The sequence below is a fragment of the Vibrio splendidus genome (genome assembly GCF_002873455.1).
GTDB classification, from domain to species: Bacteria; Pseudomonadota; Gammaproteobacteria; order Enterobacterales; family Vibrionaceae; genus Vibrio; species Vibrio splendidus_J.
This window is the reverse complement of record NZ_MCUN01000027.1, coordinates 24,209-36,613: the sequence shown is the minus strand read 5'-3', so window position 1 is coordinate 36,613 and position 12,405 is coordinate 24,209. Positions and strand designations below refer to the sequence as shown.

The 12,405-nt window shown below is 44.2% G+C and carries 10 protein-coding genes; 6 read left to right on the top strand and 4 right to left on the bottom strand.

Translation table 11 applies throughout. The annotated features are described in order from the left end of the window. Positions 1–4,972: C80 family cysteine peptidase (locus BCU75_RS18575; protein WP_133148303.1), on the top strand; the 4,972-nt coding region annotated here is incomplete at its 5' end. A 57-nt stretch (positions 4,973–5,029) separates the two neighbouring features. Here the strand turns inward: BCU75_RS18575 and BCU75_RS18570 are convergent. After that, positions 5,030–5,461 carry a PACE efflux transporter gene (locus tag BCU75_RS18570; RefSeq protein WP_102474700.1) on the bottom strand — a complete coding sequence of 144 codons (432 nt, stop codon included), beginning with the start codon at positions 5,459–5,461 and terminating at the stop codon, positions 5,030–5,032. Positions 5,462–5,590: 129 nt separating this feature from the next. On the opposite strand from BCU75_RS18570, the gene BCU75_RS18565 reads away from it, so the two are divergent. Then, positions 5,591–6,472 carry a LysR family transcriptional regulator gene (locus BCU75_RS18565; protein ID WP_102474699.1) on the top strand — a complete coding sequence of 294 codons (882 nt, stop codon included), beginning with the start codon at positions 5,591–5,593 and terminating at the stop codon, positions 6,470–6,472. Between the two features lie 78 nt (positions 6,473–6,550). On the opposite strand, the gene arsB is transcribed toward BCU75_RS18565, so the two are convergent. The 3 genes from arsB to BCU75_RS18550 form a co-directional block, all read right to left on the bottom strand. Further along, on the bottom strand, positions 6,551–7,606 hold the full coding sequence (gene arsB, locus BCU75_RS18560; protein WP_102474698.1) for an ACR3 family arsenite efflux transporter: 1,056 nt from the start codon (positions 7,604–7,606) through the stop codon (positions 6,551–6,553). Positions 7,607–7,708: 102 nt separating this feature from the next. Continuing rightward, a complete protein-coding gene (locus BCU75_RS18555) occupies positions 7,709–8,050 on the bottom strand; it encodes an ArsR/SmtB family transcription factor (RefSeq protein WP_102474697.1) in 342 nt (113 codons plus the stop codon). A 119-nt stretch (positions 8,051–8,169) separates the two neighbouring features. Then, on the bottom strand, positions 8,170–8,688 hold the full coding sequence (locus BCU75_RS18550) for an HPP family protein (protein ID WP_102474696.1): 519 nt from the start codon (positions 8,686–8,688) through the stop codon (positions 8,170–8,172). 154 nt (positions 8,689–8,842) lie between these two features. On the opposite strand from BCU75_RS18550, the gene BCU75_RS18545 reads away from it, so the two are divergent. The 4 genes from BCU75_RS18545 (at position 8,843) to BCU75_RS18530 (ending at position 12,388) form a co-directional block, all read left to right on the top strand. Beyond that, the gene (locus tag BCU75_RS18545; RefSeq protein ID WP_102474695.1) at positions 8,843–9,439 is read left to right on the top strand and encodes a TetR/AcrR family transcriptional regulator; all 597 of its coding nucleotides are present in this window, start codon (positions 8,843–8,845) and stop codon (positions 9,437–9,439) included. A gap of 78 nt (positions 9,440–9,517) precedes the next feature. Next, positions 9,518–10,315, top strand: a complete 798-nt coding sequence (locus BCU75_RS18540; RefSeq protein WP_102474694.1) for a Cof-type HAD-IIB family hydrolase — start codon at positions 9,518–9,520, stop codon at positions 10,313–10,315. 197 nt (positions 10,316–10,512) lie between these two features. Continuing rightward, a complete protein-coding gene (locus BCU75_RS18535; RefSeq protein WP_017096299.1) occupies positions 10,513–11,160 on the top strand; it encodes a DsbA family oxidoreductase in 648 nt (215 codons plus the stop codon). A 34-nt stretch (positions 11,161–11,194) separates the two neighbouring features. After that, entirely contained in the window at positions 11,195–12,388 is a 1,194-nt protein-coding gene (locus tag BCU75_RS18530; protein ID WP_102474693.1) for a winged helix-turn-helix domain-containing protein, read from the top strand. The last annotated feature ends 17 nt before the right edge of the window (positions 12,389–12,405 follow it).

The following is a 12,405-nucleotide window of genomic DNA, read 5'->3' as shown; positions in this document are numbered from 1 at the left end:
CACCATGCAGGGGATTCTTGACTTGCCTGTGTTTGATGCAACGCCAATTAAAAAGCCTGCGAGCGATCTCGAAGCATTGGGTCATAAAACCAAGGTAGTGGTTGATTTGTCGCAAATCTTTACGGCGCATGACCTGAAAGAGAGAGCCAAAGTTTTTGCTAAACCGATTGGTGCTTCTTATCAAGCCATCTTGGATCAAGTTGAATTAGTGCATAGTTCTATTGGTCGAGATCAGGTGGGGGCGAGTTTTGAACTGAACAAGCAGATCAATAATTATTTGGCTGAACATCCAACCTCTGGACGTAACCTTGCGTTGACGACATTGAAAGAGCAAGTAAACACGGCGCTGTTCAGTGGAAAAATGAAAGTAACCCAAGAGAGCATTGATGCTATTGCACAGACGCGAACTGACTTGGCCGCTCGTATTTATGTTGTTGCTATGGAAGAAGCAAATGGCGAGCATGTTGGCCTAACGGACATGATGGTGCGCTGGGCCAATGAAGACCCATACTTATCGCCAAAACAAAGTTATGCAGGAGAAACTCCGAGTGACTTGGGCTTTGACGCGAAGTATCACATCGAGCTTGGTGAACAGTATTCTGACTTTAAACAATGGTTAGAAAAATCACAGTCCGCTGGTTTGCTTAGCAAAGCCGTTTTGGATGATGCAACAAAAACCGTTCACCTTGGCTATAGCTATCAGGAGCTTCAGGATTTGACTGGGGTTGAGTCGGTACAAATGGCTTTCTACTTCTTGAAAGAAGCTGCTAAAAAGTCTGACCCAATGACCAGTGATTCCGCTGAAATGATATTGCTGAAAAAATTCGCTGATCAAGGCTATATATCTCAGCTTGAGACAGATCGTATGGATCAAATTGAGGGTATATATCGCAGCAGTCATGAGACCGACGTAGACAGCTGGGATCGCCGTTATTCTGGTGCTGGCTATGATGAGTTGAGCGATAGGCTTGCGGGTGCGAACGGCGGTGTTGAAGAGCAATTGTCAGTACTTCTCAACGAGCGTAAAGGCCTTCTAATTGGTGAAGTTCATGGAAGCGATGTGAACGGTTTGCGCTTTGTTAATGAACAAATGGACGCGCTTAAAAAGCAAGGTGTGACTGTCATCGGCTTAGAGCATCTCCGCTCAGACCTTGCCCAACCTCTACTCGACAATTATTTGTCCACAGGCATTATGTCTAGTGAGTTGAGTGCAATGATCAAAACTAAGCATTTAGATATTACGTTGTTTGAAAACGCCCGTGCTAACGGGATGCGTATTCTTGCTCTAGATGCAAATAGTACAGCGCGACCTACGGTTCAAGGTACAGAGCATGGCTTGATGTACCGTGCTGGTGCTGCGAACAACGTTGCCGTCGATGCATTGCAAGCTCTTCCTGATGGTGAAAAGTTCGTCGCTATCTACGGGAAAGCGCACTTGCAGTCACATAAAGGTATCGAAAGCTTTGTTCCAGGTATTACCCATCGTTTAGGGTTGCCTGCACTTAAAGTGAGCGCCTCGGACCAGTTTGTCATCGAACAAGATGATAAGACTTTGCGTGCTGTCTACGATGATGTAGCAAATAAACCTAATATTGATTTCCAAGTGAGCTTAAATGGCTCGGATGACACGGTTAAATACAAAGACGTTAACAGTTGGGAACGCCTCGTAGTATCCCCTCAATCTGACGGCGGTGAAACGCGCTTTGAGGGTCAAATCATTATCCAAATGGAGAATGATTCTGCGGTTTCCAAAGCTGCTGAAAATCTAGCTGGCAAACATCCAGATAGCACTGTGGTTGTACAGCTTGATTCAGACGGCAATTATCGTGTGATTTACGGTGACCCATCTAAGCTACCTAAAGATAAGTTAGCTGGACAATTACGTTGGCAACTTGTTGGTCATGGTCGAGATGAATCTGAAAACAATAATACTCATTTAAGTGGTTACAGCGCAGATGAGTTAGCCGTGAAACTGGCAGCGTTTGATAAAGCGTTTAGTGAAGCTGAAAATGTGAAGGCTAAACCTGATCATATTAGTGTGGTCGGTTGTTCGCTAATCAGTGATGACAAACAAAATGGCTTCGGAAGACTTCTTATTCAATCGATGGGTGACAACGATATCTTTAGCGATGTTTCTGTCCGTAGCTCAGAAGTTGCTGTTGGCTCGAATGGTCGTAAACATACCCATGACGAAAATGGTAATTGGGTACAAAAAGAGAAAAGTAACAAAGTGACACTTAGCTGGGATGAACAAGGCGAAGTGACCGAAAAACATGAGCGTATAAGGAATGGTATCGCAGAAGGAGACATCGATCTTTCTCGCGTAGGCACCAGCGACGTTGATGATACCGCTCGCGGCGCAATTGCTGAAAACAGTGATGTGTTTAATGCCCCAGAAAAACGCAAAGCAGAGACCGAGACTTCAACTTCATCTGCAAACAATAAACTCAGCTACTCAGGTAACATTCAAGTCAACGTGGGTGATGGTGAGTTTACTGCAGTGAACTGGGGCACATCGAATGTGGGCATTAAAGTCGGTACAGGTGGCTTTAAATCTCTAGCTTTTGGTGACAACAACGTGATGGTTCACGTTGGTGACGGAGAAAGTAAACACAGCTTTGATATTGGCGGATATCAAGCTCTAGAAGGCGCACAGATGTTCATCGGTAATCGTAATGTGAGCTTCAATTTGGGGCAAAGCAACGATCTTATTGTGATGATGGATAAATCAATTCCTACGCCTCCTCTGGTTAATCCGTTTGGCGGCGCCTCTCGAATCTCCGGTGTGTTAAAAAGCATAGCGAGTTCAGGTGAAGGTCAAGATTGGTTAGCTGCTCAAGAGCAGCAGTGGACATTATCTGGGGCTAAAAAGTTCGTTAAAGATATGTCTGGCTTAGATCAAACTAGCAGTGTTGATTACACAAGCTTGGTTGACTTGGATTCTCAAAATGAACGCAGTAGCCGCGGCTTGAAAAATGACGCTGAAGCGACGTTAAACAAGCAATACAACCAGTGGTTAGGCGGAAGTGATAACTCTGACTCAAGTAAAATGAGTCGTGCAGATAAGTTCCGTCAAGCGAATGAGAAGCTAGCGTTTAACTTTGCTGTTGGTGGCCAAGGTGCTGATATTCAAGTGACGACGGGTAACTGGAACTTTATGTTCGGTGATAATATTCAGTCGATTCTTGATACCAATTTGGGGTCGTTGTTTGGTCTTATGACTCAACAATTTTCCAAAACGGGGCAAGCTAAAACAACGTTTACTTACAGCCCCGAAGATCTTCCTCGTCAGTTAAAAAACAAGCTTCTAGGCCAACTTGCCGGTGTCGGTGCAGAGACGACGTTAGGTGATATCTTCGGTGTGGATTACACAGCAGCAGGACATATTGTGTCTCGTACTGGCGAATCAGTAGATGGTGTCGCAATCCTAAAAGAAATGCTGGAAGTTGTTGGTGAGTTTAGTGGCGATCAATTACAAGCCTTCGTTGACCCAGCTAAGTTGCTAGACAGCCTAGAGTCGAGCGTCAATATGGGTGCTGACGGCATTAAGACGTTCGCAGAAACACATGGCTTGAAAGAAAAAGCCCTGGAAGAGGAAGAAGATAATTCATCCGTTTCTGTCAATGGCGCTAATGTCGCTGGAGCTCAGGATAACGGCGATGCAATAACGGCAGATAGCTCCGCTAAAGAAGATCGTGCATTTGGTTTTAATTCGCTAAATCTACCTAATTTGTTTGCGACCATTTTCAGTGAGGATAAGCAAACAGAAATGAAGTCTCTGGTGGAAAAATTAAAAGAAAACCTGACGGCTGATCTACTGAATATGAAGGAGAAAACATTTGATTTCCTTCGTAATAGCGGTCACTTGCAAGGTGATGGAGACATCAACGTTTCTTTAGGCAATTACAACTTCAACTGGGGTGGTGATGGTAAAGATCTCGGTGCGTACCTAGGAGATAATAATAACTTCTGGGGTGGTCGAGGTGATGATGTCTACTATGCGACAGGAACATCTAATGTCTTTACTGGCGATGAAGGCAATGATTTGGGTGTGCTAATGGGACGTGAAAATATGATGTTCGGTGGCGAAGGCAATGATACTGCCGTCGTTGCTGGACGAATCAATCACGTGTTCTTGGGCGCGGGTGATGATGAGTCGTTTGTCTTTGGTGAAGGTGGCGAAATTGACACTGGAACTGGCCGTGATTATGTCGTCACATCTGGTAACTATAACCGTGTTGATACAGGCGGCGACCAAGACTACTCAGTTACGATTGGTAATAATAACCAAGTTGAGTTGGGAGCTGGTAATGACTTCGCCAATGTTTTTGGCAATTACAACCGTATCAATGCTAGTGGCGGCAATGATGTTGTTAAGTTAATGGGCTATAACGCGGTGCTCAACGGTGGCGAAGGTGATGATCACCTAATTGCTGCCGCGCTTTCTAAGTTCAGCCAGTTCAATGGTGGCGAAGGAAGTGACATGATGGTACTTGGTGGATTCCAAAATACCTTCAAGGGCGGTACTGGCGTAGATAGCTTTGTTGTAAGTGGTGACGTCATTGACAACCTCGTTGAAGACATTCGCAGCGAAGACAACATTGTTTTCAATGGGATTGACTGGCAGAAATTGTGGTTAGAACGCAGTGGCTATGATCTTAAATTGTCAATACTGCGCGATCCTGAAAGTAGTACTGACCAAGCCAAGTTTGAACACATTGGTTCTGTAACTTTCAATGATTACTTCAATGGTAACCGTGCGCAAGTTGTTGTTGCGATGGGAGATCAAGGCACATCGCAAGATCATACTGTGTTGTCCAATAATGCGGTTGATGCATTGGTTCAAGCTATGAGTGGCTTTGAGCCTCAGGTTGGTGATAATGGTTTTATCGATAACCTTGATAGTAAATCTCGGGTTGCGATTACAACAGCATGGTCTGATGTATCTAGAGGGAACAGTGCTATTTCGTAGCAAATAATCTCTACTTTGGATAAATAATATGAGCCGTCTTCTTTGAAGACGGCTTTATTAATTCAGTGCACTTACTTTCCCTTTCGCAACCAATTGATCTCGAACCGAGTCATACGCCCAGTTGAACGCAATCGCGTAAAGCACGAAGAAGATTACAATCCCTATATCCATTACCAATACAGTCCAGAAATCGAGTTGAAGTACCCACATCAGTAGTGGGTACGACACCAACATCAAACCCAGTTCGAAACCTAAGCCGTGAAGAATACGTGTTTTCTTGGTTCGTTTGCTGCGGTCAGCACCGTAAATTTTATCGTAGCCGTAGTTGTAGACGTAGTTCCAACCCATTGCGATCAGCGACAAAGATAGAGCTAACCCTGCCATTTTTACTGCTCCGCCACCGACAATGTAAGTTGCCGCTATAGCCATAAAAATCAAAGCAACTACTTCAAATAGCACCATGTGCAACATGCGTTCTTTATGTGACATTTTTCTAACTCTCTTTACGATTAAATAGCCGCGATGGGCGAATGACTTGGCTAGATAATATCTAGTTAAGTGATAATATAAAGATAGTTAGCATCATATTCAGTGATGGTAAGTTTTGGGAGACACCGAATGTACAACATAGAACAGCTGAAGATGTTTGTGTATGCCGTTGAATTAGGGTCATTTTCTGCCAGTGCTCGCGAGTTAGGTAAGGTGCAGTCGGCGGTGAGCCAAGGTATCAGTAATCTTGAAATAGATTTTAATGTTCAACTTTTTGATCGTTCGACACGCAAGCCAACGCTGACGGCGCAAGGTCATCAGATTTTCAAGCAGGTCAAAGCGATTATTCTGCAGGTGGAAGATCTGAACTCATCAGTTAACGCCATCAATAATCAAGAGGAAGGGCTACTGCGTATCGCTTTAGATGATGCCTTGTTGCTTCCTTCATTACCTAAGGTGTTGGATAAGTTCAGCCGAACATTCCCAGCTACAGAAATTGAGTTAATGGCAGCGGCGAGTACCGATGTGAACCGCTTGGTGTCACAAGACCGCGCAGATATCGGCCTGATGTTTACTGACCTCGCTTTTCATGCCGATTCAGAGCCGTGCTTTATCGGTAATCTGCCTTTTGTTGCTGTGTGTCATCCAAGCCATGCTTTAGCTGAAGTGTCGGTTGCGAAGTTGCCCGATTTTATTTCTCATCGACAGCTTATTCTACGAGGCAACAAAGGTAAGGTGATTGACCATTTTCCAGTGGTCGCGGGCAAGGTGTGGTGGGCGAACAGCTTTGTTGCCATCAAGGAGATGATCGTACATAGCTCAGTGGGTTGGGCATATTTACCGAGTTACTTGGTGGAACATGAGATTCAACAGGGAAAGCTTAACCAGATTAATGTCTCGTTTGACCATAAAACATGGTCGCCACCTGTCGATTTAGTGATCTCCAAGAAAGCGATGAAAGGGCCGGGCTTGCTGTGGTTGGAAGATAACCTCAAAACCTTACTCGATTGATCTTTTCCAAACCGTAGACAAATGAAAGGGCTTACCCCGAAAGGTAAGCCCTTAGTTTTTCTAATCTCCTGCTAGATGCTAGATGCTAGATTTAACCGTCAGACCGTTGTAGTACTTGTCTTTCATCTTAAGCGCAACGTTCACTAGGTAAATCAGCACGGGTACTTCAATCAGTGGGCCGATAACGCCTGCAAACGCTTGGTCTGAGTTGATACCGAATACAGAGATAGCTACGGCAATCGCTAGTTCGAAGTTGTTGCCTGTCGCTGTGAATGCGATTGACGCGTTCTTGTCGTATTCAATACCCATCTTCTTACCAATGAAGAAGCTGATGAAGAACATCGCGGTGAAGTAGATAGTCAGTGGAACCGCAATCAACAATACGTCCATTGGCAGTTCAACAATCATCTCGCCTTTTAGGCTGAACATCAGAACGATAGTGGCCAGTAGTGCAATCAGTGTTATTGGAGAGATGCGAGGAATAAACACGTCGTTGTACCACTGCTCGCCTTTCATTGACACAAGGATCTTACGACTTAAGAAACCCGCTAGGAATGGGATACCTAGGTAGATAAGTACACTGTGTGCAATATCGATCATTGAGATATCAACCATCATGCCTTCGTAACCGAATACTGGTGGTAGAACGCTGATGAATAACCACGCCATAAAGCTGTAGCTCACTACCTGGAATGCACTGTTTAGAGCAACCAACGCTGCGCCGTACTCTTTGTTACCGCCGCCGATGTCATTCCAAACCAGAACCATCGCCACACAACGAGCAAGACCAATCAGAATTACACCCACCATGTAACCGGGGTGATCACCCAAGAAAGTCAGTGCCAACACGAACATCAGAATCGGGCCAACAAGCCAATTCATGATCAAGGATAGCTTGATGGCTTTCTTATCTTTGACCACAGTGCCTAATAGGTTGTAGTTAACCTTAGCAAGAGGCGGGTACATCATTAAGATAAGGCCAATTGCCAGTGGAATGTTGGTTGTGCCAACATACATTGATTCGTTCCACTGTTCGATTTGTGGAAACAAGGTGCCAAGCAGTACACCAATACCCATGGCGATGAAGATCCACAGCGTTAAGTAGCGATCGAGAAAACCTAATTTTGGTTTCATTATATTATCTCTTTGGTTGCTATCGTTAATCGTCGAAAAGCGATGTTTAAGGGCAAAAAATACGCTTAGTTTATTGTGTTCGACAAACTAAGCGTGGTTAATCTATTTTAAAATGGTGTCGATAAGCGATTCAAATTGCTGAATATTATCTCGGTTAATGCGATAGCACATCTTCGGTGGTATCGATTCAGCAGTGATGAAGCCTGAGGTCTTCAAGATTCTTAAGTGCTCTGATACAGTTGATTGCGCCAAACCTAATTCGCTAACCAGATCGCTGTTCAAGCAGCCACCAGACTTTTCTAAAGCGGATAAAATACTAAGTATGCGAATTCTCGCTGGATGCGCGAGTGCTTTTGCTAACGCAGCCATCTCTTTTTCTGCTTCAGCATTACTTGGCGGAAGAGGAAGAGAACAGCTTTCTGTTACTTGGCATGTTGTAGTCATACTTAAGTGGCTCACTTTACGCTAATCGTTAAAAGACGATTAATAGTAAGCCTATTTCTTTTAGTGGTCAACGCTAATTTGTTTAATGCCTGATAGGAATGGCCAGTTCTAACATTGATTTAAGATTTTCCTACCCAATATAGCGGCCACTTTTGCTGTGCTGACGTGTTATTGAGCATGGCCCCAATACAAACCAATGCAATGCTACCAATCAAAACTGGGGTAAATAGGAAAGTCCAATCCACAGCCGATGTGCCAGATAACGCGATGACGATTGGGTTAGCTCCTGCTGGTGGATGAACTGCGCGGAAATATTGCATCAACATGATTGCCGAGCCTACTGCCATCGCCATTACTAAATAAGAATCACCAAACCCATACAGTGCGATCAACCCAACCGCAGCAGAGATAAAATGACCAGCGATGATGTTCCTTGGTTGAGCGAGAGGCGATGTTGGAACGGCAAACAAGAGAACACAAGTCGCGCCAAAAGGTGCCATCAACCAAGGAACTTCAGATTGCTCTGCGAGTAAACATAAAAACAAGATGCCTACCGTGCCACCAACAAATCCCTTTATTAACTGACTGAGCGTTGCCCGTGGTGGAAGTTCACCTCCGCCGATTAGTTTTTTCATCATCGCGACTTACCTCTTTCAAGATTAAAAATACAAAGCGTACAGATCTGTACTGGTTGAGTTGGATGATACAGATCTGTACACTGTTGGCAATAGGTAATTTAGTCGCGGTAAATTTAGCAGCATCAAATTTTCCCGATTTGAAAGAGTAATAGGCATGAGTAAGAAAGAACTGATCTTGGATGTAGCCGAATCTTTGTTTAACCAATTTGGGTATACCGCCGTTGGTGTAGATAGGATCCGAGATGAGGCCGCGGTTTCTAAGACATCGATGTACCGTCACTTTGGGTCAAAAACTAAGTTGATTGAAGCGGTGTTGGAAAGGCGTCATCAGCGTTTCGAGTCGAGTTTAGAAGCGGCACTGGCATCGGTTTCTGGCTCACAGAATCAGCTAAATGCATTATTGGATTGGCACTTTGCTTGGTTTGAGCAACCTGACTTCAAAGGCTGCATGTTCATGCACGCGCTAGCCGAATTCAAAGAATCGGACGATAACATTGCGATGCTTTCACAGAAGCATAAGGGTTGGCTTAAGAACACGATTCACAATGTGGTAATCGGTGGCGAAGAGGTAGACGCAGCAACATTAGAATTACGCAGTGAAGCAGTCATGACCTTCATGGAAGGGCTTATCGTGAGAAGTGAATTTGGTGAGTTAGATACGAGCTTAGAGTCAAACTCAGACTCAAGCCATGACTCGAAGAAAAAAGCCTACCGAAAAGCATTGTATTCACTGGTTACTCTAACGATATAATCGAACGTAGAACCGTTACCCAAGATAACGAATAATCATAATTTACACTTTAATTTTTACTTATAGGTAAGCTCTGAAATGCCACAACAGAACATCAAATTTATCGCGGCTGATATGGACGGCACTCTCCTTAACGAGCACGGAAAGTTAGACCCTGAATTCTTCAACCTTTATGAGCGATTAGAAGCTCAAAATATTATTTTTGCTGCGGCATCGGGTCGTCAGTATTACAGCCTGATGGAGACATTTGCTCCGCTAAAAGATCGCATGATGTTTGTTGCTGAAAACGGCACATTAGTGATGCACAAGGGCCAAGAGCTTTACAGCTGTTTGCTTGATACTGATGCTATCAAAGATATCATCAAAGAAGCTCGTGCTATTGAAGGTGCCCATGTGGTGCTATGTGGTAAGAAATCAGCCTACATCGAAACCAAAGACGAGCGTGCTTTAGCGGAGATCTCTAAGTACTACCATCGCCGTGAACAAGTAGAAGACTTACTGGCGGTAGAAGATGATTTCATCAAAGTGGCTATCTGTCACTTCGACGGCTCACAAGAGAAAGTGAACCCAACTATTGATGCCAAATTCGGTGAGAACTACCAAGTGGTGGTAAGTGCAAAAATTTGGTTGGATGTGATGAATGCTGAAGCTTCAAAAGGCGCAGCGATTAAGCATCTACAAAACACATTAGGCTTCACTTACGAGCAGACCATGAGCTTTGGTGATTACCTAAATGACTTGGAAATGCTTAAAGAGAGCTACCACTCTTACGCGATGGAAAACGCACATCCAAAACTGAAAGAGATCGCTCGTTTCGGTGCGCCAAGTAACGTTGACGCTGGTGTATTCCAAGTGCTTGAGAAGTTGCTAGCGTAACGCTCTGTATCATTTTTAGATTTTTATCAAAGCCGACTCACTTACATGAGTCGGCTTTTTTGTTGGCGGTTAGCGTATTTATCTAGATTGAACGATTGTTCAAGGTGGTGTAACTTGTAGTTAATCAGTAGTCTTAGTGACAAAGATGGGTATTCACTTGTATTGAGTACGCCTTATCAACCACATTTGGAATGACGATGAGCAAGAAACTTCAACTTGATATTATTTCTGACGTAATGTGCCCATGGTGCGTGGTCGGCTACAAAAATCTAGAGCAAGCTATTATAGAACTTGGTTTAGCGGAGCAAATTGAACTTGAATGGCAGCCGTTTGAGCTTAACCCTGATATGCCGCAAGAAGGTGAAAACCTGCGTGACCATATCATGAGAAAATACGGCTCTAGCGCAGAAGAGAGTCAAAGTTCACGTGAACAGCTTGCGGCACGTGGCAAAGCGGTTGGTTTCGATTTCAATTTCTATGACAGCATGAGAATGGTTAATTCACGTCATCTGCATGTGCTGCTCGATTTTGCTCTAGCGCACGGTAAACAGACGGAGTTAAAGCTTCGCTTCTTTACAGCTCACTTTTCAGAGCAGAAAGATCTGTCTGATCTTGAGGTTATCGCGCAAGAACTTGAAGCAGTTGGTTTAGACTCAACCAAGGCACTGAAACGCTTGAAGAACATCGACAACTTAAAGCAAATTGAAGCGCAAGAGTTTGAATGGCAACGCATGGGGATCTCAGCAGTTCCTACCGTGGTATTCAATCGTAAGAGTGCAGTCACTGGTGCGCAGACGGTCGAAACGTACAAACAGATTCTTCAAGAACTTATTGCTGAATCATAAGCCGATTATTGGTATCAATTAGAGTCTGAATTACATGGAATCATTGTCACTCGCTCAAGCGCAAAAAATTGTACTGCTTTCGCAAAAATTGCCACCTAAAAAGCAACGCAATGGAGGCTCTTTGGCGAACACGCTGTCTGCGATTGAAAACCTTGGGTATGTTCAAATTGATACCATCTCTGTGATTCAGCGAGCTCACCATCATACGCTGTGGAATCGTAATCAAGACTACAAGCTTGATCATCTCGACAAGCTGCTAGAGCGTCGAGAAGTGTTTGAGTATTGGTCGCACGCTGCTGCTTATCTACCTATGCGTGATTACCGCTTCAGCCTGCATCGAAAGAACGGGTTTGCGACCGGTAAGCTTAAGCATTGGTATAAAAAGGATGATGCACTGATGGCGCATGTTCTCAAACGCATTGAGAGCGAAGGGCCATTAATGGCGAAAGACTTTGAAGGGGATAGACCAAACCCTGGGGAATGGGGCGGTAAACCTGCCAAACAGGCACTAGAGACTTTGTTTATGCAAGGTGACTTAATGGTGCCGAGCCGAGTGAACTTCCATAAGGTGTATGACCTAACCGAACGAGTTTTGCCGAGTGGTATTGATACCTCAGAACCAACGGAACAAGAGTACATCGAGCATCTAATTACGCGTTATTTAGAAGCTAATGGTTTGGGAATAGCGTCGGAAATGAGCTATCTACTCAAGAACACAAAACCTCTGATTCAGAAAACACTCCAGCAGATGCTTGAAGATAAGCAGTTGATGAAAGTAGATATTCAAGGCTCGGATTATTATGTGCTGCCGGATGCTTTTGAGCTCTTGAATCAACCTCTGTCTAGAACCAAGTTAAAGATACTGTCTCCGTTTGATAACTTGCTGATTCAACGAAAGCGAATGCAATCATTGTTTAATTTTGATTACCTTCTTGAGTGTTATGTACCTGAAGCTAAGCGTCAGTTTGGTTATTTTAGCTTACCGATTCTCTGGCAAGGTGAGTTGGTGGCACGAATGGATTGCAAGGTCGACAGGAAGAGTGGTTTGCTCAAAATCCGTAACTTGGTTGTGGAAGAGCGAATTAAAAACCATGAGTCGTTGGTTCATGCTTTATGCGATGAGCTAAAACACTTCATGGTGTTCAACCAATGTGATGAGATGATCGTCCATAACACCACGCCCTCTGACCTTGGCAAGCGCTTGATGAGTCATTGGCAAACGGTTTAGCGTTCATAGTTGCTTCA

What these genes read in the sequence shown, in the direction of transcription:
- BCU75_RS18570 (WP_102474700.1), bottom strand. Translation starts at nt 5,461, where the DNA reads ATGTCACATAAAGAACGCATGTTGCACATGGTGCTATTTGAAGTAGTT.
- BCU75_RS18565 (WP_102474699.1), top strand. Translation starts at nt 5,591, where the DNA reads ATGTACAACATAGAACAGCTGAAGATGTTTGTGTATGCCGTTGAATTA.
- arsB (WP_102474698.1), bottom strand. Translation starts at nt 7,606, where the DNA reads ATGAAACCAAAATTAGGTTTTCTCGATCGCTACTTAACGCTGTGGATC.
- BCU75_RS18555 (WP_102474697.1), bottom strand. Translation starts at nt 8,050, where the DNA reads ATGACTACAACATGCCAAGTAACAGAAAGCTGTTCTCTTCCTCTTCCG.
- BCU75_RS18550 (WP_102474696.1), bottom strand. Translation starts at nt 8,688, where the DNA reads ATGATGAAAAAACTAATCGGCGGAGGTGAACTTCCACCACGGGCAACG.
- BCU75_RS18545 (WP_102474695.1), top strand. Translation starts at nt 8,843, where the DNA reads ATGAGTAAGAAAGAACTGATCTTGGATGTAGCCGAATCTTTGTTTAAC.
- BCU75_RS18540 (WP_102474694.1), top strand. Translation starts at nt 9,518, where the DNA reads ATGCCACAACAGAACATCAAATTTATCGCGGCTGATATGGACGGCACT.
- BCU75_RS18535 (WP_017096299.1), top strand. Translation starts at nt 10,513, where the DNA reads ATGAGCAAGAAACTTCAACTTGATATTATTTCTGACGTAATGTGCCCA.
- BCU75_RS18530 (WP_102474693.1), top strand. Translation starts at nt 11,195, where the DNA reads ATGGAATCATTGTCACTCGCTCAAGCGCAAAAAATTGTACTGCTTTCG.